Annotated in this window: 25 protein-coding genes; 19 read left to right on the top strand and 6 right to left on the bottom strand. The window is 44.7% G+C overall.

Translation table 11 applies throughout. From position 1 onward, the window contains the following. Positions 1 to 8: 8 nt before the first annotated feature. The 8 genes from BUA40_RS06725 to BUA40_RS06685 all read left to right on the top strand — a co-directional run bounded on the left by BUA40_RS06725 (position 9) and on the right by BUA40_RS06685 (position 7,628). A complete protein-coding gene (locus BUA40_RS06725) occupies positions 9 to 311 on the top strand; it encodes a DUF1232 domain-containing protein (protein WP_178299576.1) in 303 nt (100 codons plus the stop codon). Between the two features lie 28 nt (positions 312 to 339). After that, on the top strand, positions 340 to 2,163 hold the full coding sequence (locus tag BUA40_RS06720; RefSeq protein WP_072799843.1) for a dynamin family protein: 1,824 nt from the start codon (positions 340 to 342) through the stop codon (positions 2,161 to 2,163). Then, entirely contained in the window at positions 2,160 to 3,719 is a 1,560-nt protein-coding gene (locus tag BUA40_RS06715) for a dynamin family protein (RefSeq protein ID WP_072799841.1), read from the top strand. The genes BUA40_RS06720 and BUA40_RS06715 overlap by 4 nt, the downstream gene beginning before the upstream one ends. A 55-nt stretch (positions 3,720 to 3,774) precedes the next feature. Next, positions 3,775 to 4,926, top strand: a complete 1,152-nt coding sequence (locus tag BUA40_RS06710) for a dynamin family protein (RefSeq protein ID WP_072799839.1) — start codon at positions 3,775 to 3,777, stop codon at positions 4,924 to 4,926. Next, a complete protein-coding gene (locus tag BUA40_RS06705) occupies positions 4,916 to 5,734 on the top strand; it encodes a hypothetical protein (protein WP_072799837.1) in 819 nt (272 codons plus the stop codon). The genes BUA40_RS06710 and BUA40_RS06705 overlap by 11 nt, the downstream gene beginning before the upstream one ends. 8 nt (positions 5,735 to 5,742) lie before the next feature. After that, positions 5,743 to 6,273 carry a hypothetical protein gene (locus BUA40_RS06700; RefSeq protein WP_072799835.1) on the top strand — a complete coding sequence of 177 codons (531 nt, stop codon included), beginning with the start codon at positions 5,743 to 5,745 and terminating at the stop codon, positions 6,271 to 6,273. A gap of 18 nt (positions 6,274 to 6,291) precedes the next feature. Then, complete coding sequence (locus tag BUA40_RS06695) at positions 6,292 to 6,663, top strand: hypothetical protein (RefSeq protein WP_072799833.1); 372 nt, start codon at positions 6,292 to 6,294, stop codon at positions 6,661 to 6,663. A gap of 263 nt (positions 6,664 to 6,926) precedes the next feature. Next, a complete protein-coding gene (locus BUA40_RS06685; RefSeq protein WP_072799829.1) occupies positions 6,927 to 7,628 on the top strand; it encodes a hypothetical protein in 702 nt (233 codons plus the stop codon). 99 nt (positions 7,629 to 7,727) lie between these two features. Here BUA40_RS06685 and BUA40_RS06680 read toward each other — a convergent pair whose 3' ends face one another. Further along, positions 7,728 to 8,615: an Rpn family recombination-promoting nuclease/putative transposase gene (locus BUA40_RS06680; RefSeq protein ID WP_072799827.1), complete on the bottom strand. Its 888-nt coding sequence runs from the start codon at positions 8,613 to 8,615 to the stop codon at positions 7,728 to 7,730. A 233-nt stretch (positions 8,616 to 8,848) separates the two neighbouring features. Here BUA40_RS06680 and BUA40_RS06675 point away from each other — a divergent pair, with 233 nt between their 5' ends. The 6 genes from BUA40_RS06675 to BUA40_RS06650 all read left to right on the top strand — a co-directional run bounded on the left by BUA40_RS06675 (position 8,849) and on the right by BUA40_RS06650 (position 13,767). After that, the gene (locus BUA40_RS06675) at positions 8,849 to 10,102 is read left to right on the top strand and encodes an AAA family ATPase (RefSeq protein ID WP_072799825.1); all 1,254 of its coding nucleotides are present in this window, start codon (positions 8,849 to 8,851) and stop codon (positions 10,100 to 10,102) included. A gap of 7 nt (positions 10,103 to 10,109) precedes the next feature. Then, positions 10,110 to 11,150, top strand: coding sequence for an ATP-binding protein (locus tag BUA40_RS06670; protein WP_072799822.1), 1,041 nt, complete (start codon positions 10,110 to 10,112; stop codon positions 11,148 to 11,150). Between the two features lie 68 nt (positions 11,151 to 11,218). Further along, positions 11,219 to 12,256 (top strand): DNA gyrase subunit A, encoded by a 1,038-nt coding sequence (locus BUA40_RS06665; RefSeq protein WP_072799820.1) that lies wholly within the window; start codon positions 11,219 to 11,221, stop codon positions 12,254 to 12,256. 114 nt (positions 12,257 to 12,370) lie between these two features. After that, entirely contained in the window at positions 12,371 to 12,661 is a 291-nt protein-coding gene (locus BUA40_RS06660) for a type II toxin-antitoxin system RelB/DinJ family antitoxin (RefSeq protein WP_178299574.1), read from the top strand. Continuing rightward, positions 12,642 to 13,217, top strand: a complete 576-nt coding sequence (locus BUA40_RS06655; RefSeq protein ID WP_072799815.1) for a PIN domain-containing protein — start codon at positions 12,642 to 12,644, stop codon at positions 13,215 to 13,217. The genes BUA40_RS06660 and BUA40_RS06655 overlap by 20 nt, the downstream gene beginning before the upstream one ends. Before the next feature lie 28 nt (positions 13,218 to 13,245). Continuing rightward, positions 13,246 to 13,767, top strand: a complete 522-nt coding sequence (locus BUA40_RS06650) for a phospholipase D-like domain-containing protein (RefSeq protein WP_072799813.1) — start codon at positions 13,246 to 13,248, stop codon at positions 13,765 to 13,767. Here BUA40_RS06650 and BUA40_RS06645 read toward each other — a convergent pair. Then, on the bottom strand, positions 13,760 to 14,785 hold the full coding sequence (locus BUA40_RS06645; RefSeq protein WP_072799811.1) for a helix-turn-helix transcriptional regulator: 1,026 nt from the start codon (positions 14,783 to 14,785) through the stop codon (positions 13,760 to 13,762). The genes BUA40_RS06650 and BUA40_RS06645 overlap by 8 nt on opposite strands. Positions 14,786 to 14,956: 171 nt before the next feature. Here BUA40_RS06645 and BUA40_RS06640 point away from each other — a divergent pair, with 171 nt between their 5' ends. Beyond that, positions 14,957 to 15,910: an alginate O-acetyltransferase AlgX-related protein gene (locus BUA40_RS06640; protein WP_072799809.1), complete on the top strand. Its 954-nt coding sequence runs from the start codon at positions 14,957 to 14,959 to the stop codon at positions 15,908 to 15,910. A 3-nt stretch (positions 15,911 to 15,913) separates the two neighbouring features. Here BUA40_RS06640 and BUA40_RS06635 read toward each other — a convergent pair whose 3' ends face one another. Together BUA40_RS06635 and BUA40_RS06630 are read right to left on the bottom strand one after the other, a co-directional pair. Further along, a complete protein-coding gene (locus tag BUA40_RS06635; RefSeq protein ID WP_072799806.1) occupies positions 15,914 to 16,747 on the bottom strand; it encodes a tRNA threonylcarbamoyladenosine dehydratase in 834 nt (277 codons plus the stop codon). Between the two features lie 11 nt (positions 16,748 to 16,758). Next, positions 16,759 to 17,985, bottom strand: a complete 1,227-nt coding sequence (locus tag BUA40_RS06630; protein WP_072799804.1) for an aminotransferase class V-fold PLP-dependent enzyme — start codon at positions 17,983 to 17,985, stop codon at positions 16,759 to 16,761. 128 nt (positions 17,986 to 18,113) lie between these two features. Between BUA40_RS06630 and BUA40_RS06625 the strand changes: the two genes are divergently transcribed. Together BUA40_RS06625 and epmA are read left to right on the top strand one after the other, a co-directional pair. Beyond that, entirely contained in the window at positions 18,114 to 19,535 is a 1,422-nt protein-coding gene (locus BUA40_RS06625) for an FISUMP domain-containing protein (protein ID WP_072799802.1), read from the top strand. A 6-nt stretch (positions 19,536 to 19,541) separates the two neighbouring features. Next, a complete protein-coding gene (gene epmA, locus BUA40_RS06620) occupies positions 19,542 to 20,492 on the top strand; it encodes an EF-P lysine aminoacylase EpmA (protein ID WP_072799800.1) in 951 nt (316 codons plus the stop codon). Here the strand turns inward: epmA and BUA40_RS06615 are convergent. Continuing rightward, on the bottom strand, positions 20,482 to 20,967 hold the full coding sequence (locus BUA40_RS06615; RefSeq protein ID WP_072799797.1) for a TlpA family protein disulfide reductase: 486 nt from the start codon (positions 20,965 to 20,967) through the stop codon (positions 20,482 to 20,484). The genes epmA and BUA40_RS06615 overlap by 11 nt on opposite strands. A gap of 130 nt (positions 20,968 to 21,097) precedes the next feature. Between BUA40_RS06615 and BUA40_RS06610 the strand changes: the two genes are divergently transcribed. Together BUA40_RS06610 and BUA40_RS06605 are read left to right on the top strand one after the other, a co-directional pair. Further along, positions 21,098 to 22,165: a type IV pilus twitching motility protein PilT gene (locus BUA40_RS06610; protein ID WP_072799795.1), complete on the top strand. Its 1,068-nt coding sequence runs from the start codon at positions 21,098 to 21,100 to the stop codon at positions 22,163 to 22,165. Positions 22,166 to 22,168: 3 nt separating this feature from the next. Continuing rightward, positions 22,169 to 23,371 carry a type II secretion system F family protein gene (locus BUA40_RS06605; RefSeq protein ID WP_072799793.1) on the top strand — a complete coding sequence of 401 codons (1,203 nt, stop codon included), beginning with the start codon at positions 22,169 to 22,171 and terminating at the stop codon, positions 23,369 to 23,371. A 204-nt stretch (positions 23,372 to 23,575) separates the two neighbouring features. Here the strand turns inward: BUA40_RS06605 and pflA are convergent, their stop codons facing one another. Beyond that, complete coding sequence (gene pflA / locus BUA40_RS06600) at positions 23,576 to 24,331, bottom strand: pyruvate formate-lyase-activating protein (protein ID WP_072799791.1); 756 nt, start codon at positions 24,329 to 24,331, stop codon at positions 23,576 to 23,578. Positions 24,332 to 24,394: the final 63 nt, after the last annotated feature.

Here is a 24,394-nt window from a genome sequence, read left to right as displayed (position 1 = left end):
TTATGGATATGAACGGCGCATCCCCTTTGAATAAGGGACTAGCCGTTTTTTTGATGATCATGTCGCTTTTGTATACTGCATCGCCCATTGACTTGGCTCCCGATGCCATTCCCGTTGTGGGGTGGCTCGATGACATTGGATTCCTTGTGACAGCAACCATGAATGTGGTTCAGCAGTTTTCAAAGGACCAGAATAGCGCCATGGTGAAAATCCTGAAATACGCCAAATGGTTTATGGTCATCGCAGTTGTAATCGCCGCTCTGTTGCTCGGCGGTTTGATTGCTGCGATCGTGGCGCTGATTGTGAAGTAAAAGGTTTAATGGAAAAAAGAGGTAAAAAATGAACAACGAAGAATTAAAAAATTTGATACAGTTTTATGCGAAAAAATATGATGTATCATCGGTAGAAACGTCTTTGCAAAAGGCTGTGGAACAACAGAGTGTCAAAATTGGTTTTCTTGGTGCGTTTAGTGCTGGTAAAACAAGCTTGATAAATTCCATTTTGGGATTGAATCTTCCGACAGACATTAGTGCGACTACAAAGTCAATTTGCATGATTGTGCCGACTCCTGGTATTGAAAAGAATGAATACTATTTGGATGATGGTCAAAGTTTGGAAAAAATTTCAATTTCTGATTTTTATTCAATTGTGGATGGTAGTAAGGATGGGTTAGCTGTTATAAAGACAAAACCGTCATCTATTTTGCCAGAAGGGTCGGTGTTTGTTGATACTCCGGGTATTGATAGTGTTGGAACCGAAATTGAACAGACTTTTGCTTATTTGCAGTATGTTGATGCTGCTGTATTTTGCATCAAAAGCCTAAATGGAACTATAAATCATAACGTTTTGGAGTTCCTTTGCCGTCCTGGAATTCAGTCGATGGCAAACCATATTGTATTTGCTTTGACGCATCAAGATGAAGTGGAGAATGAAGATGCTGTTCGCTCTGAGGTTGTTAGACAACTGCGTAATATTGGCGATAAATTGAAAATTGACAATATTGAAGATAAAATCTTTTTTGTTAATGGAAAAGATGGCGTTGGAAATGCTGATTTGGTTTATTCATTTGTAAAAACTCATATTTTAAATGATATTGAACATTTAAACGAAAAAAGGCTGAATCAGAATCTTTGCCAAATTGCTTCTCAGCTAAAATCTCATTTGGAGACGCTATTGACGAATATGAAATTAGATGATTCTGAGATAGATAAGCGACAGGAAGAAATTGAAAAATGTATTTATGATTTGGAAAATAGGATTGAATCTCATAGATGTCGCTTGTCTTCGTTGCAGCAGGAATTGCAAAAGGATATTTATAGCCAATTAAGTAGTTGGAAAACTGCTGTTTCTATTGCTGATTCAAATCAGTTAAAGAGTCAAGTTGATTCTATGCTGGATTCTCTTGTTCAAAGTATTGATTATAAGGTGAAGACCTTGTTGCCTAATTTTGATGTGCCTGATAATGTGAAAAGCTCTGTAGGCTCTGAAATTATGGCAGCGATGGCTGGAATTGATAAGAAAAAAGACGCTCTTGTTATGGTGTCTACGGCTGTGTTGACTGCTTGGCTTATGCCGGGGGCTAGTACTGCTGCAAATGCTGCTGAAGCTGCTGGTGGTGCTGCGGTAAAAGCTGCTGGTAATGCTGCAGAAAAGATTGGAAAAGAAGCTGCAAAACAAAATCTTTCTCAGAAAATAGGAGACTTGTTGTCTAAACGAGCGACACAACAAGCAGGTGAATCTGCAGGAAAAGTTGCTGAAAAAGTTGGGAAAGTTGCAGAAAATGTTGGAAAAAATGCCTCGAAACAAGTTGTGAAAGAATCTTCAAAATTTGCAAAGTTTCTTGGTGCAATGGGAACGGTTATTAAAGATATTAACCCGTTGGAACATGTGGGTACACTTGTTGCTGGTAAGGTTAAGGAATCTTCTTTTGAAGGGCTTATTGCAAATTATTCCTCATCTATTGCAAGAAATGTCATTTCTTCGTTATCTGATGCTTTTGAAGTTGAAATTGTTTGTCCGTTACAACAAAATTTGAATGATCAGAAGGTTGCGTTGGAAGAAGAAGAAAAGAAGAGAGTGCAGGGATATCAGAAATTTAATACGGAAAGAAGTGAACTCGAGGAAAACATTAAAAAAATTTCTCGTATGGTAGATAATATATGATTGAATATAAGGAAATGACCGCGAATGAAATGAAAAACTTTTCTGATGAAGTTGCTTCATTTCGTAAGGATGTAGAAAGAATTCTTGATTCGTTCCAAGAATTTGAGTCCATAACGTCTATTGATTTGGAAAATTATGCAGGTAACTATTTACGTTTGCAAAAAACAGGTCTTTTCAAAGAATCGAATGAATCGTCTCTTTTGCGAATAGCTCTTGCTGGAAGATATTCTTGTGGAAAATCAAGCTTTATCAATGATTTAATAGGAAAAAAGGTTGCTCCTGTAGATACTGGAGAAACAACACGTACAATTACTAGAATATCTTATGGAAAAACGTTGCAATTTTTTGATAGTGAAGGAAATTGTATTAGTGAGGCTGATTATCGTAAGAAAGCTGTTGATAAGGGGCTTAACAGACTTCAATATACGATTAATGTTCCATCAGATTTTTTAAAGGGGATTGTTATATCTGATGTGCCTGGCTTTGATCCAGGAACACAAGATGATAAAACAAAGAAAATAGATAATGAAATTAGTTTGAAAGAAGATAGGAATGCTGATATAATATTTTTGCTTTGTAAGTGTAGTGAAGGAGTCTCTGGGCAAAATCTTTTGGAGTTCTTGAAGGGCTCCAAGAGTAGAGAAGGCATTTTGAATGCTGATTATGCGGGAAAAGATAAGAAGAAATTGTTGTATGTTATCATTACAATGGCTGATACTGCAGTAGAACAGGCGGAAAGAGAGGCTGTGAAGATCTCAATAACTGCAACCTTGAAAAAGAATGGTATTCAGTATGAAGATTGTTTCTTCTATGCAAATCTCAGCGACCCCAATTGTGCTGATCTTGATGAAGATGAGAAAGTATATTTTGAACAAGAAAAACTGCGCTTAAAGAAAAAAATTGTAGAAATTGCTGACAAACATAGTGGCTTAGCTAAGCAGAGAATAAAAAAAAGTTTGGAAAAAAATTATGCAATTTTTAATGAGTCAAAGAAGGAATCGTTAAGAGAGTTCTCTTATCGGAAGTGTGGTTGGTTACGGGAATATTTGCTCGCTAATGGTGTTGGTGAAAAAATTGTGGATTACTCCCCGACGGAATTGAAAATCCAATTTAAAGACATGTTTGATAGTGTTTACGAAATGTATAGTTCGGCAATAAATTCTATTTATTTTTGTGAAGTCGGATGTAAAGGATCTTGGTTTAAAAATTATTATGTCAATGCAAGAGATGGTCGCTGGATTGGGTCTGGAAATTGGGCTGAAGAATGGCAAAAGAGTAAGGATAGTATTGATGCTTTTGTAAAACGTTGTGATTCTATATTTAGGCCGTATTTGAGATTGCCTCAATCTGTTTCGATGCCAAAATTTGAATTACTCGATGATTATAATGATGATTTTTTTGGAAATGACAAATCAAAAGTTTGTAAAGAATGTAGAGACTTTAATAGCCAAACTAGAAGGATGTGGTTGAGTTTAGTAAAAAAAAATTGGATGCTAAACGAAAAAAATTTGAAGAATGGATTGATAGCTCTGCGTATGACAAGAAAAAACAACTAGAAGAATTGTTTAATATTGAATACGAACAGATGAAATTTGAACTGGAGAGATAAAAATGTCAACAACAGTAAACCAAAACTTTGAAAATGCAAAAAAATGTTTCGAGGATGAGTTAGAACAGATTATTTCTAGCGATATTCTTCCTGTAGATATTCAAACATCTGCTGCTGATAAGACTATAACAGCAGAATCATTGCGGTCAGAATTTGATCATTGTTTGAATGAAATGTTCACTATTGCGGTATGCGGAGAGGTCAAGGCTGGTAAATCGACATTGCTGAATTCCCTTATTTTCGAAGATGAAGTCTTGCCGTCTTTTGTTACGCCTGAAACGGCAAAGTTAACTTTTGTTCGTGAGTCAAAAAAGGAAAAAAATTACTTTACGGTTAACTGGTATTCTAAATCAGAATGGGATGAAATGAAGAGTACCTTGCCTGAGGAAAATCGAAAAGCGTTGGATGAACGTCTTGAGTATTCAGCTTCAAAAGATGTGACTTTGTTCAATTGCGTTGGTAAAAGTCCTGTAGATGTTGATGATTTGGGACGCTTAGCAGAATATACTTCTGTTCCTAAAGAAGGCGAGCAAAATCCGAATGTCGGTGTATATACTCCATTTGTTAAGAATGTTGAAATTTATATAAAAAGTGATAAGCTAAAGAATTTACAAATTGTAGATACTCCGGGGTTGAATGATCCGAATAGAATCAATTCCAACGAAACTACAAAGTGGATTAATCAGGCTCATGCTATTATATATGTTTTTCCAGTTCGTGGTTTAGGCTCTTCTGATTTAGAGTTCTTTAAAACGTTTATGCCTGCTAAAACTTTAAATACTCGAATTCTAGTTCAAAATAGAATTGACGAAAATAAGGACTATAAGCATGCTACTGCAGGTTACTCTGATGAACCAGCATACAAAGCAGTTGGATTATTTGTTACTGGGGAAGTTTTGTGTCCGTATTCTGCTCAAGTTAATTTGGCTCAGAAGAAGAAGAAACATAATAAGGCCTCAGTCAGAGATGAAAAAATTTTAAGAAGATTCCCTGATTTTAATTCCGATCCAAATAATTTAGCTAAACAAGTTTCTGATCGCTTGTATAAAAATAGTGGTTATGCTCGTATTGAAAGTCTTAGCAATATTTGTTGTTCTGTTTATTCAGGAAAAGTGAAAAAAAATTCAGGAATCTATAAACCTGTTGAAATTTAAGTTTGACCAATTTGAAAGGCCTTTAGAAGAAATTAAGGATAAACTGAAAATTATAAGAAATGATGAAGCTGATATTATTGTCGAATTGGGAAAGATAAAAAAGAAATTAAATAAAAGTGTTGAAGACTTTGAATCGAATATAAAGGATCGGTTGTTGACTGAGTGGAATAATCTTAATTTTCAGCCGGAGATAGAACGTTTGGTAAGCAAATCGGGCGGATATCACAATGTTGAAGGTGAATTTCCTGATATTTGGGATCTTAAAATGAGAGAGATCAAGAATGGCTTGGAAAAATACATTCGTTCTGGTGTTCATGAAATCCAAGAAAATGTGTCGAAAAAGCAGGATTCTATTGTACAGAAAATTTCTGCAGTAATGCATGAAAATGTAAGAGGAATAATTGTAGACTATTCCAAGGAAAAATGGGATGTTGACATTGATTCTAATCTTAAAGATTTGGGTCTCCCATCAGGTTTTTGGGATAATTTAACTACAAGAGGATCAGTTGTTGCGGCTAAGATTACCGCTGCTGTAAATAAACAAAAGGCTAATGTGGAAAAAAAATATGACTCTATTCCGAAGCTTGTTTCTCAACGTATTTCTGCGTTAATTGCCAAAACACTTGATGAGATATCAGAGAAAATGGATTATATAGAAAAAACTCTTCAGGAAGTTTTGGATAAAGAGAAAAATTTAAATGCTGAAAAAGCTTTGTTAGAGAAGGAAATTCAAAATGAAAAAAATATGGAGGCTAAATGTACAAAGAAAATTGCAGACATCAAACTTCTTGTAAAAAAAACAGCATAGGAGGAAAAATGGAAGAGTCATTGAAAGAAGCGTCGGGTCAATCAAATGGAATATTGACTTTTATTGTCGTAATGGGACTTCTCGCTGCGGCTGTGCTTGTTTATAAATCCTTAAAAAAGAAAAAAACTGTTGATTCAGATAAAACGTCAAATGGTGATGAATGCGTTGTGTCTGAAGCCATGGTGTCTTGGTTCGAGAAAACTCTTCAGGCTTATGCTAAAAATTATTGTGCATATTTGCTTGAACAAAGTCGTTTGAGAAATAATTTATCCATGGATGAAGTTAAATCGTTGCGGGATAAATATGGTGTGGAACGGATTTCTCCAGATTTATTTCTTGAAATGAAATTTGCCGAATCATTCCCAGGTGCTGATATGGATGCTTTGAAAGCTATGCAAAAGGCTTGGCTTGATGAAAAACATATTTCGTATCATGAAAATTCTATGAGTGAAGCAATCGCTCGAGAAATAGAAAGAAATGTTACTCCAGAATTTCAAAATGAATTTGAAAATTTTGTTAAATCAATGAAGAAAAATTAGATAAGTGGTGATGAAAATATGGTAACAAAAGAAGAATTGGTTGAATATTTGCGGAATATGTATGATTTGCAAAATGATAATGGCTCTTTGTTTTCTTTTTTCGTAGAGCTTGATGATAATCAGAGACAAGAATGCCTTATTGATATTGATGAAGATTTTTGTAGAATACTATCTCCGGTAGGAGGTATTTGTGAATCAAAGTTGAATGATGTACTAGACTTATTGTTTAAAAAATTTATTGGGGGGCTGGTTAAAGGTGAAGAAGATTATTATGTTAATCATACATTTATTCTTGATGGCATAGATTCTCCTGTTGATGTTTCAATTATTGTTTATTTTGTATCAAAATTTGCACATAATATAAAAGAAGAAATTTTAGGAACTGATTGATTTTAATTGAAACTTATGCCTTCCAAGTTCTATTGTAAATATTGCGGAATTGGTTTTCCTTCGGTTTTTGCATTGGTGCATGCACGCTGTGCAAAGCAGGGTGGTGGTGCTAACCATGTGCTGTACGAGGGCTCTGAAAAGTCTAAGTACACTTGCAAATATTGTGGACTGCAATTCCCTACGATATTTGCCATGGTGAACGCTCGTTGTTTAAAGAGTCCTTCGAGGGGCGGCCACGAACCGGCTCTGTAATTGGAGATACTATGTCCAATACTACTTACGATTCCCGCTTTCTTTCTATCCCGTTCTACAGATCGCATCCGTACATGATGCCTTTTGTTGGTGACAATTATGAATCCTCAAAGCATAAAAAGCTTTTGCTTGTGGGCGAGAGCTTTTACTTGCCCGAAGGGGCTACTGTGCATCACGATGCGAATTCGTGGTACGGACATCCAGTGCTAACGAGTGATGAGCAGGATTGGTGCAACACTCGTGGGACTCGTGAGGGCAAGAGTGGTCGTTTCGGTAAAGAGATTGATCGTTGCTTGAATTTGGTGCTGCCGAGCGGCGGCAATGGTTGGCATCAGGTGGCTTTCCTCAATTACTTCTTGCGTCCGGCGGATTGCACGACTGGAATCGAGGATTTATGGAATGCTTATGGCGGAAAAGAAATTGACTGCGAACAAGCTATTCTCAATTTTATCAAAGTTCTTGAAATCCTGAAGCCGGACATGTTTGTGTTCTTGAGTTCTCGTGTCTGCAAGCAGGCGGAGGCCTTTGATTACCCGAAGTATTTTGGCGGTGAATTTTGGGATTGGACGGGACCGCGCGGCATTGAATATGTCTATACGAAGCATCCGTCAAGCGTCCATTGGAATCAGCCGATGACGGGCTACACAAAAGCTCGCGGCATGACGTCGCGGGATTTCTTTTGCGCTTGGCTTAAAGAAAATTGGCTCAAATAGTTTGGATAAAGAGTTGTATTTTGCAAAAAGGAGTAGCATTCCGCTACTCCTTTTCAAATTCAGATTTTGCAAATGACTCAGGGAGAATAGGATGCTAATTTAGACGCTCCAGGAATCTGTTTTCTCTTTAGGTATGTTGAAAAATTGAATTGCATCTTCACGAGTTATTTTCCCCGCATCAAACATCGCTTTAGCAATTCCTTGAAGTTTTTCGGCCTGTTCTTCCTCTTCAACTTCGGCAATGGACTTGTAGCCGTAAACTTCGCTGCATTTTTTGAAATCCATTTTGAACTGCTCCTTGGCTTCGCCCTTGAACCACTTTTTCAAATATACATAAGTTTTTGACAAAAGGTCTTCCGCTTCTTCACGTGGGAGAGACTTAAGTCCGGCAATTGCAGGTTTCAGGAATTTTTTGAGTTTTTCTTCCGAAAAAACATACTTCAAAGCAACTAAAGCCAAAGCAATCTTTGGCGAAATGTGCGGGATTTCCTCATCGTTGAAAATGTAACTGACGTCTACTACTTCAAGGATGAACGGAAGACCGATCTTGTGATAATATTCAGGATAGTTCGGGAACATGGTCGTTTTGCCAATCTTCCAAGGATCCTTGCCGTTGTAAAGGACAATGGCTACAGTCGGGATATTCTTCTGGTCGCGAACCATGATTTCGTACCAGTACTTTACAAGCTGGGGAATAATTGCTGATTCGGGGTAGCTTTTGTGTTCTTCTATAATTCCGACAAAAAGTTCGGCCTGCTTGGGCTCGTTACTGTCAATCTTTACGGTGAACGCAAGATCACTGTAACCGAACGAAACTACGTCGCTGAATGCTCCCGGAATTTCTTTTAGGGTGTCGAGATTTACTGTCGCAAGAAATTGTGCAAGATTGGTGTTCTTGCGTGCGGCAAGTCGCAAAAGTTCCGCCGTGCGAACGGGATCCTTGAGCACCGAACGGACATAGGAGTCGTGAGGAAAGTTTTCTGTCATATTTTTAGTCTCCATCAAGTTTGGAAGAGCAAATCTATCTAATAAAGCCCTGAAAAACGAAACACCCCTTCATTTTGCAAACAACTGATTGCAGCTATCAACAGAAAAAAATTTTACATCATAAAATGTCGCCTATAGTTTGCAACTATCAACATTTTTGTGAATAAAAAGTGAACGACATTAATTGTCGTGCGTTTCTTTTATATTGCATGGTAGAATCAAGAGGTTTTGCTATGCAGCTTCATTATCAAAATTCGGCAGAGAATTATTTCGGGAATGCGCTGAATCGGTTAGAAGGGAAGTCGCCTGTAGCGAAGGCGGAGTCGAGGACTTCTTTTATCGACTTGAAGATTATGGAATACTGGGTGCGCTTTATGCGGGCGTATCCGGATGGTTGCTGTCGCAGTTTTTGCGAGAATTATTTGCCGGTCCGTTATTATGGCGAATTTGCGAACCGTGTTTACGAGATTCGCGACCAGGTTGATTTTTCGAGTACTATCAGGACTTCGATTGATGACAAGCATTATGGGGTACGGGAGCTTTTGGAGGCGTATCACGAAACCAGGAATGTTCGCTTTGCTCAGCAGTTTTTTGAAATTATGGCTTATTTGGAGCGCGCGAATGATTGCTTGCGACCGATTATCGTGCAGATGATTGAAAATTGCGTGAAAGAAAAGCTGGCAAAAGGTTGCTCGCACGATGACGAAGCCTTGCAACGCGCTTTTGAGTTAAAGCGTCTTTTCCATTTGTCGGATGAGGCAGTGGAACTGGTGCTTTATTTGTGGCTTCGGAACCATCAGCGACTGTATTTGAGGCTAGAAAACATTCGGGTGAAAGAGGGGGAAACTTTTGACCCGAATGAGCGTGGAGCCTTTAGTCGGATTGCCTTGCTGACGGGGCTTGATGGCACAACGCTTCAGGAACTTTGTTCCAAGGAGAGTCCGCTTCTTAAGTTTCAGTTAATTCAAATGGAAGAATCGTTCCGCAATACGGATTTGAGAATCAAACGCAAGGAATTGTACCTAGCGGACGACGTGAGCAATTATCTGTATGGATTCTCAGATATGTCGCAGATTATGGATTTCAGACCGGCAGCAAAACCGTGTGTCCCCTATGAGCGGATTGTCAAGACGAATCCGCAGGCGTCTTTTGTTTTACAGATGCTGAAATCGCACCAGAGGGGCACTCCACTGAACATCCTTTTTTATGGTCGCGAGGGTACGGGCAAGACGGAACTTGCCAAGGCGATTGCACAAGAATTGAATGTTACGCTGCTTTCGGTGGGCATCGGTGAAGAATCAATGAGCGAGGAATCCCTTTTGCAGACGCGCTTGCGCTCGATGCTTTTGGCCGATTGGGAATGTGAGCGGAGTGGCTGCGTCATCTTGATGGATGAGGCGGACTTGGTCTTGAATAAGGCAGAAAAAGGGTCTGCTGAATATTATTTTCGAGAGCCTGAAAACGCCTGTCATCTGGATTACGAATAATATCGCGATGATTGAAAATAGTACCCGTCGCCGTTTCGATTACTCGCTAGAATTTTTCTCGTTCAGCAAGAGCGAACGCATTGCCATTTGGCAATCGGTGCTGAAAACGCAACAGGCGGAATCAATGATGCGTGGCGAAGATATTGAATGTGTGGCCAAGGAAATACCAGTGATGGCAGGGAGCGCCACTTTGGCGGTTCGGCTTGCTCAACGGATGCAGTCTCAGGATATGTCGCCTTTAAATGTGGTTCGCGAAGTGGCATCGTCGCATGCGAAACTTTTGGGTATATCGACTTTGCCTCAGGAATCGAGGCCAGATTATAATCTGGATTGTGTCCGTATTTCGAGTGGAGATATTCGGAATATTGATTATGTCGTGCCGATGCTCAAGAATTTTGATGCACGCTGGAAAGATTCGAAATTGACGGGGCGTAGGGAAAACCTGAATATATTTCTGTATGGCCCTCCCGGCACCGGAAAGTCGGCTTTTGCAAAGCATGTCGCGCATGACATTCTAGATCGCGAGATTATCGTGAAACGGGCGAGCGATATTCTGGGGTGCCATGTGGGCGAAAGTGAACATAACGTTAGCGCGATGTTCCGTGAAGCGGAACGGAGTGATGCGATTCTGTTTATCGACGAGGCGGACAGTTTCTTTGAAAATCGTGGTAATGCGAAAAACCATTGGGAAGTGACACTAGTGAATGAGTTCATTTGCCAAATGGATTCCTTTAACGGAATGCTGATTGCTGCGACAAACTACGAGAATGTCTTGGATTGGGCGATTCGTCGGCGTTTTCAGCTGAAGCTGGCGTTTGATTATATGGATCTGCCACAAATTTCAAGGACGTGGACTGCGTTCTTCGGGAGCCATTGCCCCAAGGAAATCCTTCGCTGCGATAATGTGGCGATTAGCGACTTTCAGAATGTTCGCCGCAAGCTAGAATATGTCCCTGATGAGTTGCGTACGAAGGAACTCATCTTGCAGAACATGCTCGAAGAACTCGCCAATAAAGACGACCATCAGGGCCGCAGATTGGGATTTTAAAAAATCTTTTAGTAGACGACAATAATTGTCGTCTACTAAATCTATATTGAAGAAAAAAGGAGGCCGTTATGAACTCGATAAATAAGAACGATACGAAACAGATGGAATTATATCCCGATGTGCGGGATGGCTTGACTTCTGTGCAGAGAAGAATTCTTTGGGCTCTTAGAACTTGCCCCAAAAAAGAATGGAATCGTTTCATGAAGTCTGCGAGCATTGTTGGTTCTGTGATGGGGCGTTTTTATCCATATAATGATGACTGTATATACAAAGCCTTAGTCAATATGGTACAGCTTACGGAGAAAACGCCTCTTGTTTTTGGTCAAGGAAATTTTGGTTCTCCAGCTGACCGAAACTCGTATGCGGCTATGCGCTTCACAGAGGTGATGCTTAGTCCTTGGGGTAAATCGATGTTTGATCGAATTGAAAATGGGGCTGTTGAATTGTTTGATAATTATGATGGTCGTTTCAAGGAACCCCGTTGCTTGCCATCTATGTTTCCTAATCTGCTTGTGAATGGATTTGAGGGTGAACATGTTAGTGTTCCTCCACATGATTTCTTAGATGTTATTGCTTATGTACGTGATTATTGTAATGGTGCTTCGCAATCGAACCATCCTTTGTTGGACGAATCTAGGACGTTCCCTATTTGGACCGGCGAGAAAGTTGAAAAACTTTCGTTTGCGCAAATGCTTGGAATATGGGTTGAACACCGCGTTGATTGTTTAGAGCGATCATTCGCTAGGGATGTCAAGGAAGCTAACGAAAAAATGCATTGGTTGGATGCGAAGAAAATGTTCTTGAAAGATTTGCCTGCAAATTTGGAACGAAGGCATAAATTCAAGAGTATGCAAGAATTCGGCGCTAGTATGGGTTTTGACGAGGTGCAAAATAGATATTTTGAAAAAATGACGATTCGTGATATAGCAACAAGTGATATTGATCAGGAAATCAGCCTTGCAGAAAGTGAACTCGCTGGGTTGCAAAAGACTCTTAATAGTAGAGAGGCTTTGCTTGGCATAATTCTGGAACAATTGGAATCTTTGGCGAATCCACCAAAAACAAGAAAAAAAAGCTTAAGTCCGAGCAAAAAAGATGCTTCCTGAACGGCTTTTTCTAATAAATATGCAAACATATTGCTTTTGTAATGTGCTTATACTATATTTAGTAGTTGTATATCGTTTGAGGTTAGTATGGCGACATCAATATTGCAAATACGTGTGGATGATAAGTTGAAAGACGAGGTCTCCGACTTGTTTGAAAGTCTAGGAATGGACATTCCTACGGCTGTTCGCATTTTTTTCAGGCGAGCGGTAATTGAAAGAGGGTTGCCGTTTAAGGTGTCCGAACATCCTACGATGAGTGAATCTTCTGGACTTATGTCGGCATTACGTGCACTCAATGAAGATGCCTTGAAAAACGGCTCTGCTGGCATGAGCGAAGAAGAAATTGAAGCGGAAATTAAAGCTGCAAGAGCGGAGAGAAAAAAACGTGTATTACGCAGTCGTTGATACAAACATATTGGTTTCTGCAGCCCTTGCGAAAGATCGTCTGCAATCAGTTCCTTATGCGGTTTTTCAAGGTATCTCGAAACACCTTTTTACGCCGATTGTTGATGAAAATATTGTTGAAGAATATTGTGAAGTGATGAGCCGTTCTAAATTCAGGTGGAATGTTTCATACGGTCAACGCTTTGTGGATGAAATTTTAAAATACGCTATAAATGAGCCTGTCGCGCCGACGGACTTTACTTTGCCAGATGTTGATGACAGAATCTTTTATGATGTAGCTTTTGCTCATCGTGATAAAAATGCCTATGTCGTTACGGGTAATATAAAGCATTTTCCTAACGTTCCTTTTGCGATAAGTGCTCGAATTTTTCTGGATTTGATAAATCCCGTTCAATCGCAAATATTTGTAAATGATGTCTCGGTTTCTTATTCCGCATCCACTCTTATGTCCGCGTTACAAGCCTTGAATGATGATGCATTGAAAAACGGCTCTGCAGGCATGAGCGAAGAAGAAATTGAAGCGGAAATTAAAGCTGCAAGAGCGGAGAGAAAATAGGAGCGTCAACAAATCTATATTTCCCACCATGTCCATTTTCACTAAATACATCCAGAACGAAGAACACTATTCCGAAGTGATTTCACGAATCATGTCGGTCCGCAATAACTTGTGGATTGGTACTGCCGATATCAAGGATGTGTATGTGAAACAGGATGGCGATGCGATTCCGTTGCTGGGGCAGTTGGCCGCACTTTTGAAGCGAGGGGTGGGCGTGCGCCTGATTCACGCAAAGGAACCTGGTCCGAATTTTCGTGAGGACTTTGACCGGTTCCCGATTCTGGTGACGGATTTGGAACGCGTGATGTGCCCGCGTGTGCATTTCAAGATGATGATTTTTGATCTCGAAACCGCTTACATCGGCTCTGCGAATTTGACGGGTGCGGGAATCGGCATGAAAAGCTCTCTGCGCCGTAACTTCGAAGCGGGAATTCTCACGAACGACCCTGCACTTGTTGAACCTGCTATAGAACAGTTCGATACGCTATGGATGGGCTCGCACTGCAAAAAATGTGGCCGCCAGGAATTCTGCGGGGATAGGATTAAGTAGACTTTCTTTCGTACAGTTTCACCAAATCTTTAGCACTTTCAAGTACCATTTGGCGGAGCTTAGCGGGCTTTAGCACTTCGGCAATGGAGCCGTAGTACATGACCCATTGCTTGAGCAGGCCGTTGACGGCGACCTTCATGGTCACGTGTATGTCACCGCAATCCAGCTCCTTGATTTTCATGCTGGGGTGGTAAGGGCGCTCTTGCAGAAAGTTCTTGGCGTATCCCGGGAAATAGATGACAACTTTTTCTTCTTGTTGGTCTTGGTCGCCCGAAAGTAACGTGCCTGTGCGGATTCGCTTGCGGAGTGTCTCAACGACTTTCGGATCTTCGACGAATTGTTCGCGCAAAAGTTTTACGGATTGAATACGGCGGAGCTTGAGGGCGTATGTTTGATCGGGGTGGTGCTGCGATACGCAACCGATGTAGATTTCGCCTTGGTTGATGGCGACCATCAGCGGAATGCGAGGCTTGTTGGTTGTATTGCCCCAGTTGTCGGTGTAGGTGATTTGTACTTTCTGCTTTTTGCGAATGGCGTCGAGAATGACTGGCAGATTCTTGCCTACGTTATCGTCAACGCTCGGAGGAGTTCCCATAAACAGAATGCGTCCGTTCAGTTCCTTCGCGTAATGCGCTAAAGTCGATTGTTCCTTAGCGGGCAAGTCCTGCGTGATTCTCTTGGTCAGGTCTTCGATGAGATTCGATGTTGCCGGATAAATGTTCGCGATGCGCTGCAGGAACATGAAGTGCAGTAGCGTGTCGCCAAATTCCGGGAATATGAGCTTGTTTGCACGTTCAAGTGCCACCTGGTAATAGGTCTTGCCACTTTCGACAGAGCGCTTGATGTAACCGCCCTCGATTTCGGAGAGTGCGTGCATGTCGCGCTGCACGCTCCGCAGGTCTTCTTCGCGAATGTCCAAATGCCGCATGATGTCGGCGACGCTGTAACGGTTGTTGTAGTGCGCCATCATGTAGACGAAAATTCGTATCATTCGTTCGCCGCGAGCTTGACTGGCCATAAAGCCTCCTGCAAAAGTGCAATTCTCATAAAGTGAGAAGTGTTTCTTAATATATAAAATGTAGGCGACAATAATTGTCGTCTTTTTGTGCAAAAGTAGTTCGTCTGCCGAAGCATGGAGGCTGCTTGGCCCCTGCCAAGGAATCAGAAAAATTCTAAATTTGGCCCTGTCATGTTTTTTAGGAAACATTTGGGGCTTATTTTTGGATTTGGAGTGGCGGTTATTGCGCTTGCCATGGTCTACCTATCTACTCGTCCGCTTATCCCGTTGGTTGTTCAGGAACAGATCGAAGCCGATATTGAAAAATGTGGCGGGCAACTGAAAGAGGCTCGCTGTGCGGTAAGTGGCGTAGACGACTGGATTTTCTTGCAGGAAAGTCTTGTCAACCTGGTGGTGGACTGGAAAGAAAATTTGAATTCATTTGTGGCTTTCAACGATTCGCTGGAAGCGCGCGGTATCAAGTTGGTGGTCGTGCCAGTTCCAGACAAATTGCAAATCGAGGCGGAACATTATTCAGAAGAATTGTCGGGTGGTATCGTTGCCCCGCAATATGAAGAATGGGTAGATGCATTGCAAGACGAAGGCGTTGTCGTTGTCGATGCGGTGGAGGAGTTTCTCGAAAAGAACGAAGAAACGCCCATGTTCGAGGCGTACGAAAGCCATTATACAAGTGCCGGCCGGCAGTTGCTTGCCCAGATGATTGCCGATTCCATCAACGAGATGGACTTGGATGTTCCGAGGGAGGAATGGTTCCTGCGCGACACGGTTGTTCCCGGTACCGGGAATCTTTATCACTTGAAGTACAATTCTTACCCGGATTACGATGTGCGCGTGTTAAAGACCGTGGATGCAGAAGGTAAACGCTACCGCGGATCCAAAGATGCTCCCATTGTGGTAATTGGCGACAGCAATGCCGATTTTGGCTGGAACAGTTCTTCCAATATCGGCGCATACATTGCGCAGGCGACAGGGATAGAGACGTTTACGCGTAGCCGTATTGGTGGCGGAAACTTTGGTCCGACCTTGTTCAAGGACCGTTCGGAATTCCTGGAAGGCAAAAAGATGGTGGTCTGGGTGTTTGATGGCCGTGAACTTTACGGCGATTTCAGCATGCCGGAATTCTAGTTCTTACTCGGCGTTTGCTAAGGCCTTCTTGTAGATGTCCTGCATCACGAGGCCTGCAATCATGAATCCAAAAATAGCGGTGGAGTGTGCCATGGTGCCGTTGATTTGCGCCTTACTGCTGCACCATTCGTGATCGACCAGGTTTGCATTCTGGAGTTCGGCTTCGCTCCTTTCGTGGCGCACCTTGGGGCACATGCAGGCGTCCGTTCCGCAAGAGGAATTCTTGCCACGGTTTTTCAGGAGTTCGTCGCTGTAGACGCATAGCACTTTTTTCTTGAGAGCCATTTTCTTTTTCTTGAACTTGTCGCGGAGCGCGCGGGCGAGCGGGCAACCGGCGACTTTCCAGAATTCGGCGACCTTGATTCGTGTGGGGTCCATCTTGAGGGCTGCCCCCATTGAAGAAAATACCGTGGCCTTGGTGCGCGTGGCGTGCCACAATAACTGCATCTTGTTTTCGAGGCTGTCGATGGCATCGATAATGTAGTCGAAGGTGTCCAGTTGGAATTTGTCCGTATTCGCTTCTTCGTAGATGTCTTGGAGTGCTACAATGTTGGCGTGCGGGTTGATTTCGAGCAGACGATTTTTCAGCACGTCCACCTTGACTTGCCCCACGGTTTTCGTGGTGGCCATCAGTTGGCGGTTCACGTTGGTGACGCACACTCGGTCTGAATCAACGAGTACGAGTTCCTTGATGCCGGAACGCACCAAGCTTTCGGCGCACCAGCTGCCGACTCCGCCGAGACCGAAGATGATGACGCGCTTCTGGTAGATGTTGCCCATTACGTCGTCACCGAGCAGGAGCGATGTGCGGTTAAAGATGCCTTTCTCGATTCCCATACGAATCCCGGTTAACCGAAGAGTCGGAGAACGCGCTTGATGCCTGCGATAAAGCGGTCGATGTCGCGCTTCAGGGTGTACGCGCCGAAGCTCAAACGAAGCGTGGCATCGACGCCGAAGCGGTCCATCACAGGTTGGGCGCAGTGGTGCCCGCTGCGGACGGCTACGTTTTCTTCGTCGAGAATCATGGCGGCGTCGCTGACGGCGATGCCGTCGAGTGTAATACTGATGAGAGCGCCGCGTTCCTTCGGGTTTCCGAGAACTTTCACCTGCGGAATCTGGGCAAGTTGTGTGAGCGCGTACTGCGTAATTTCTTCTTCGTGCTTGCGGATGTTTTCGATGCCAACCGCATTAATCCATTCGATGGCCTTGCCGAGGCCGATGACTTCGGCAATCATGGGCGTGCCAGCCTCGAAGCGCGCGGGAACGTCGGCGTAAGTCGTCTTTTCGAAGGTCACGTTTTTGATCATCTCGCCGCCGCCGTGCCAGGGGGGCATGCTGTCGAGAACTTCGTACTTGCCGTAGAGTACGCCTACGCCGGTAGGGCCGTACATCTTGTGACCGCTGAAGGCGAGAAAATCGCAGTCGAGCTTTTGCACGTCAATCTTGATGTGGCTTGAACTCTGGGCGGCGTCAATCAAAATTTTTGCCTGCGGGGCGAGCTTGCGAACGGTCGCGATAATTTCTGCAATCGGGTTCACGGTACCCACGGAATTGCTCACGTGGGCGACAGCCACCATCTTGGTGCGTGCGTTCAAAAGTTCGGGAAGCTTGCTCAAGTCTAAATCGCCGTTGTCCAAAACGGGAATCACCTTGATCTTGGCGCCCTTCATTTCGGCAACGATTTGCCAGCTCACGATGTTGGCGTGGTGCTCGAGTCCGCTAATCAGAATTTCATCGCCCGCTTCGAAGAACTTGCGACCGTAACTCCACGCCACCAGATTGATGCTTTCGGTGGTGCCGCGGGTGAATACGATTTCGTCTTCGGTTTTGGCGTTGATGAACTTGGCCACGTTCTTGCGGGTGGCTTCGAATGCTTCGGTGGTGCGAGCGCTCAAGCGATACACGCCGCGCTTTACGGAACTGTAGTGCTCGCGGTAAAAGTCGTTCATGACGTCGATCACGCAGTCGGGCTTTTGCGTGGTGGCCGTGCTGTCCAAGAAGGCGAGCGGCTTTGCGTCCTTATCGCCTGCGACGAGCATCGGGAATTCGTTGCGGATTTTTTCAGCATCAATCATGCGCCCAAATATAGAAAATGCAAAAAGGAATTTTCTGTCCGGAGCTATACGTTTATTTTATGACTGGTTATATTCGCTCCTGGTAGTCTACTTTTGTATATTTGTTTTGAATAATATGTGAGGGTTAAATGAAAATTTTTAGAGGTGTATTGTTTATAGGGGTTCTTGCTTTGGGCGCGACAACTGCTTTTGCCCAGCCGGAACTTCGCGATGCTATTGATAATGGCGATATTGCAACCGCCCAGAAAATCGTAAAAAAGGGCGCTGCCGAAGAAATCTATTGCGGCAAGCTTTCGCCTACCGATGCCGTCAAGGTTTACGAAAAGATCTTCAAGGCCATGCCTTACGAATCGTTCTCGAATTGCCAATCGCAATTCTCTTACGGTTACGGCACCAAGGTCTGCGCCAATGCCAAGGCCATGGATGCATGTACCGAGGTGATTTCGTACCTGCTTTTGGAAGGCGAATCGGGCAATACGAAGGCTCTTGAAACTTTGGAATCGGTGGCCAAGGTCGCCCTGAAGACGAAGGGCTATTCCAAGCCGGTCAAGGTTGATGCCGACACGAGCATTTGGGTGCCTTGCCCCAAGAAGAAGGGCGAAGCCCGTGACAAGTGCATTGAAGAATGCTATGAAAAGGCCGGCAGCCTGCGCGATACCATTCGCGAAGCTGCTTGCGCTACCAAGCCGGAACACTTTGTCGATACGACTATCAAGGTGAAGGTTCCTTCTCCGCTTTATGAAAAGCTCCGTAAGGGCTTGCTCGAAGGTTACTGGAAGACTCCGAAGAGCGCTGCTGAAAAGTATTCGAAGATTATGCAGGCCTCTGCCAAGGCTCTCTCGATTCCGGATACGGCGATCATTAACCTGGCTTACGTGAATCGCTGGGCCGACAAGCACAAGGCCGACTCTACGGCGCTCCCGGGTGGCGAACTCTTCCGTTTCTGCACGTCTTGGCAGCCGGCGGTGGACTCTATCTTGGGTGCCAAGGAATTTGAAACCCGTTGCCCGGTGTTCGAATCGTTCGTGGACAATCGCGATGGCCAGACTTACAGGGTTAAGGAAATCAATGGCACGCGCTGGTTTGTGCAGAATCTGAACTTTGCGATTGAAGAAAACTCCATGTGCTATGACCGCGAAGAAGAAAATTGCGCTACTTACGGCCGCCTGTATACGCATGAGGCTGCTTTGACGGCTTGCCCCGAAGGCACTCGTCTTGCAACCGATGACGATTGGAAAATGCTTGAAATTTATGCCGGTGGTGCAAATGAAGCGGCAGTCCGCCTGCGTAGCAATGGCTCTGATGATTATGCCTTTACGGCCATGTTCGGTGGCTACGCCAACAAGAACGGCATCTCGGTGATTCAGGGCGAAGGTGCTTATTTCTGGACGAGCAAGGATGTGGGTGACGGTCGCGGTATTGCACGCTCCATGTTCAACACCGACAAAGAAGTGTCTGCTATTCCGGTTGACAAAAAGTTCTGGCTCTCTGTGCGCTGCGTCGTGAATGCGGCTCCTGCAGAAGAATCCGCTCCCGCTGCTGCCGAGTAATTAGAAATGTCATTTAAGCCGACTTGCGACCGCGATTCTTGGGTAAAGCGCCAGGCCTTGATGAATAAGGTGCGTCGCTTCTTTGAAGGTCGCGGAGTGCTCGAAGTGGAAACGCCGACGCTTTCAAATGCGGGCGGTACCGACCCTCAGCTAGACTACTTTGAGGTCGAGGGCAAGCATTTCATGATGACGAGCCCCGAGTTCCACATGAAGCGCTTGCTTGCGGCAGGTTTCGGCGACATTTTCCAGATTACAAAGTCTTTCCGCAAAGATGAATTCGGTGCCCACCATAACAATGAATTCAGCATGGTGGAGTGGTACCGTGTCGGCATGCCGCAAGAAAAGTTGATGGACGAAGTCGAAGCACTCGTTTCTGAAATCATCGGCAAGCCGATTAACGCTCGCCGCACGCGCTGGATTGATGCATTCAAAAATTATGCGGGCGTGAATCCGCTGACGGCTTCGGGCGAAGAATTTGCCGCGGCTTGTACGGCCCGCGATATTCCGCTTCCGGCCGATGGCACGGCCATGTCCCGCGAAGACTGGTGGGATTACCTGATGGTGTTTGCGGTGGAACCGGTACTTGCCAAGAACGGCCCCGAGTTCATTCTGGATTACCCGCAGTCCCAGGCGGCACTTGCGCAAACGTATGTGGGCGAAGACGGCTACACTTGGGCGCGTCGATTCGAACTGTTTGTAGACCAGGTGGAACTTTGCAACGGCTACACGGAACTCACCGATGCAGCCGAACAGCGCAGGCGCTTTGCTGCTGATCTTGAAATCCGTCGCGGCATGAACAAACCCTTGCCGCCGATTGATGAAAACTTTTTGGAGGCGCTTGAATCGGGAATGCCCGCCTGTTCTGGCGTGGCACTAGGTCTAGACCGATTGTTTATGCTTGCGATGGGAAAGTCCGAAATCAAGGACGTGATCCTTTTCCCGAGCCCTATCGCTTAAGGGCTTTTTCAATTAATTTTCGCATCTGATTTTCGTCGAATTCACCGACGTTGATTTTCACGATGCTGTCTTGTGCGTTCACGAGGTAGGTCACAGGAATGACGCCTGGATTCCCGAGGACGTTCATCATGTCATAATTCCAGTGGAACGTTGTCCACTTGATGCCTGCGGCCTTGTTGTATTTCAATCCGATGCGTGGCGAATCATCTTCATTCACCATCAAGATCTTGAAACCCTTGTCGGCAAATTCTTCGTCAAGTTTTTTGAGGAGCGGGAGTTCTGCACGGCAGCCGGGGCACCATGAGGCGGTGAGTGCGATTAAGGTGACTGTTCCCTTTTCGGCTTGGTAGGTGGAGATGCCTCCGTCGAGGAGCTTGCCTTTGAAGTCTACGATTTTTGTGGGGGCGGTTTGGAAGTGTTCCTGCCCGCATGCGGAAAACAGGAATGCAAGTGCTAAAAGCAGCGTGCAAACCACAGAAAAAACACCTCGTGAGGAGGTTATTTTACACCCAAGTTCCATTCTACCATAATAAAATAGCGTTTTTTTGAAAAAAATGTGCATTTTTAATGGAAATATGCCCGTTTTTTAAGTTATATTCTTAAGCATGGCATACAATATTCAAGATCTTCTTTCTGAAATGGTCCAGCGTGGCGCTTCTGACTTGCACATTACGGCAGGCGCGCCTCCTCTTATTCGTCTTTCCGGTAAACTCACGCCTATTGGCGAAGACAAGCTGAAACCGGACGAAACCATGCGCATGACCTACAGCTTGATGAACGAAGGCCAGAAAAAGACTTTCGAACAGCAGAAGGAATGCGACTTCTCTTTCGGTATTGCAAACCTCGCTCGTTTCCGTGCGAACGCCTATTTGCAACGCGGTTGCGTGGCTTTGGCCTTGCGTATTATTCCGCTTGAAATTAAGACCTTTAAGGATCTCGGCCTTCCGAAAATCATGGCCGAATTTACGACCCGTCCGTCGGGCCTTGTGCTGGTGACGGGTGCTACCGGTTCCGGTAAGTCCACGACCTTGGCTGCCATGATCGACAAGATCAACAAGGAACGTCACGACCACATTTTGACGGTGGAAGACCCGATCGAATTCTTGCACAAGCACCAGGGCTGTATGATCAACCAGCGTGAAGTCGGTAGCGATACCAACAGCTTTGCTCAGGCTCTTAAGATGGCTCTTCGTCAGGACCCTGACGTGGTGCTTATTGGCGAAATGCGTGACCTAGAAACGATCCGTGCCGCATTGACCATTGCAGAAACCGGTCACTTGGCTTTTGCAACGTTGCATACCAACTCTTGTGTGCAGACCATTAACCGCGTGGTTGACGCGTTCCCGAAGGGCGAACAGCAGACCGTGCGTACGCAGCTTTCGTTCGTGCTGCAGGGCGTGATATGCCAGACCCTTATGCCGCGCATCGGTGGTGGCCGCGTGATGGCTTATGAAGTCATGAACGTGACGCCGGGTATTCGTGCCCTGATCCGTGATGACAAGGTGCACCAGATTGAATCGATGATTGAAATTGGTCAGAAGTTTGGCATGAACACCATGAACATGTGCTTGTGCGAACTGGTGAAGAACCATAAGGTTGACCGTTTCGATGCTCTCGCTCGTTCTCCGAGTCCGGACCAGCTGGAACAGTTGTTCGTGAAAGAAGGGGTGTAATCCATGGCTGAATTCCTTTATAAGGCGACAAATAGCCAAGGCAATAACTTTGAAGGAACGCTTGAGGCAAAGGACAAGGCCGAAGCCGAAGCCATGCTCATGCGTCGCCGCTTGGTGATTGTAAGTCTCAAGAAGAAACCTACAGAAATCAAGATTAAGATCGGTTCGGGTATCAAGCCTGCAGAAATTGCTCGTTTTACCCGTATGTTCTCTTCTATGAGTTCTGCTGGTCTGCCGATGTTGCAGTGCTTGAACATTCTGGAGAACCAGTGTGAAAACCCGGAACTCAAGAATGTCGTTCACAAGATTACGCAGTCCATTAACGGTGGTTCTTCTTTGGCCGATGCCTTGGCTCAGCACCCCAAGGTGTTCAGTTCCCTGTACACCAATATGGTGGCTGCCGGTGAAGCGGGTGGTATCTTGGATGGCATCTTGGCTCGTCTTGCAGAAACTTTGGAAAACAACGAACGCCTGAAACGTAAGGTGAAAAAGGCTCTGACTTACCCGGTGATGCTCGTTATCGTGGGTATCTTGGTGGTGATTGCCCTTATGACTTTCGTGGTGCCGACCTTTGCTGAACAGTTCGCAGCCCTTGATGCAGAACTTCCGGCTCCGACGTTGGCGGTGATGGGAATTTCTGACTTCCTCCGCGATAACGGTGCCTTCTTGTTTATCGGTGCGATTGTTGTTGGCGTAGGTTTTAAGTTGGCGATGCGTGTTCCTCAATTCAGATTTGCCTTTGACGGTTTTATGTTGAAGGTGCCTAAACTAGGTGACCTTCAGATTAAATCGACTACGGCTGGTTTCTCTAGAACGCTCGGTACCTTGTTGAATGCCGGTGTGTCCATTATGGATTCCTTGAAGGTGGTGGCCTCTACCGTTACGAACAAAGTGGTGGAAAGAGGTATCAACAAAATTGCTATCGGTATTGCCGGAGGTAAGAGTATGGCAGATCCGATGCAAGAAACTGGTCTGTTCCCGCCCATGGTGATCCAGATGACTGGCGTGGGTGAAAAAACCGGTAACTTAGGCGGCATGCTTTTGAAACTAGCGGACTTCTACGATGAAGAAGTGGATGCTGCAGTGGATGGCGTCGTGGGTATGATGGAACCGTTAATCATCGTGTTCCTCGGTGGCGCTGTCGGTGGCCTCCTAATCGCTATGTATATGCCTATGTTCAGCATGGGCGACGCTATTAAAGGGTAAAATTTCGCTAAAAACACATCGCGATACGGCATCACGCTTTGGCTCACGTATTTATTATACGCTACGCCAAAGCGTTCTTTGTCTCACTCGGTTTTAAGCGAAATTTTATTTGAGTTAATAGATGTTGTTGTAAATAATGTTCTGCTAGGCTTCCGTACGCCTATAATCTTTTACTTCCTACCGTCTACTTTCTACTTCCTACTGTTATGGAAGTATTCCTAAGATTTTCTTCGCGTTTGCGACTCGTTCCGCGGAGGGAGATTTGACGTCTTTCAGGACGTAGTCGATGCCGAGTTCTTGATACTTGGCGAGTGCGAGCGCGTGGTAGGGGAGGACTTCGACTTTTTCCACGTTGTGGAGCGTGTCGATGAATTCGCGCGTCTTGATTAGCAATTCGTCGTTGTCGCTCATGCCGGGGACGAGTACATGGCGGATCCAGATGGGTTTCTTGATTTCATCCAGATAACGGAACATGTCCAGGATGTTCTTATTGTCGTGGCCGGTGAGTTTCTTGTGCTCTACGGGATCGATGTTCTTGATGTCTACGAGCAAAAGATCCGTTGCGTCCATGAGGCGCTTGAACTTGCCGAAGTAGGGCTCGTTACGAACAAAGTTTACACCCGAGGTGTCGATGCAGGTGTGTACGCCTGCGGCCTTGGCTGCTTCGAAGAATTCAATGAGGAAATCCATTTGTGCAAGCGGCTCGCCGCCGCTTACCGTGATGCCACCGTCTTTGCCCCAGTAGCTTTGGTAGCGTAGGGCTTTCTTGAGCAAATCTTCTGCGGAAATTTCGAACGAACCGTTGTTGACTCCGTTGGCGCTTTGTGCGCCGAAGTCCCAGGTTTCAGGGTTGTGGCAGAATTGGCAACGCATGGGGCAGCCTTGCGTGAATACGACAAACCGCACTCCGGGGCCGTCTACAGAGCCAAAGGTCTCTAATTTATTGATTCGTCCGAGCATATTGTAAATGTAGAAATATATCGGTAAGTACAATTAGTACAGTTATGTTTGATTTGTGTTCCG

Origin of the sequence: Fibrobacter sp. UWT2 (assembly GCF_900142545.1) — a bacterium.
GTDB lineage: Bacteria > Fibrobacterota > Fibrobacteria > Fibrobacterales > Fibrobacteraceae > Fibrobacter.
This window is presented reverse-complemented; position numbering and strand designations above follow the sequence as displayed.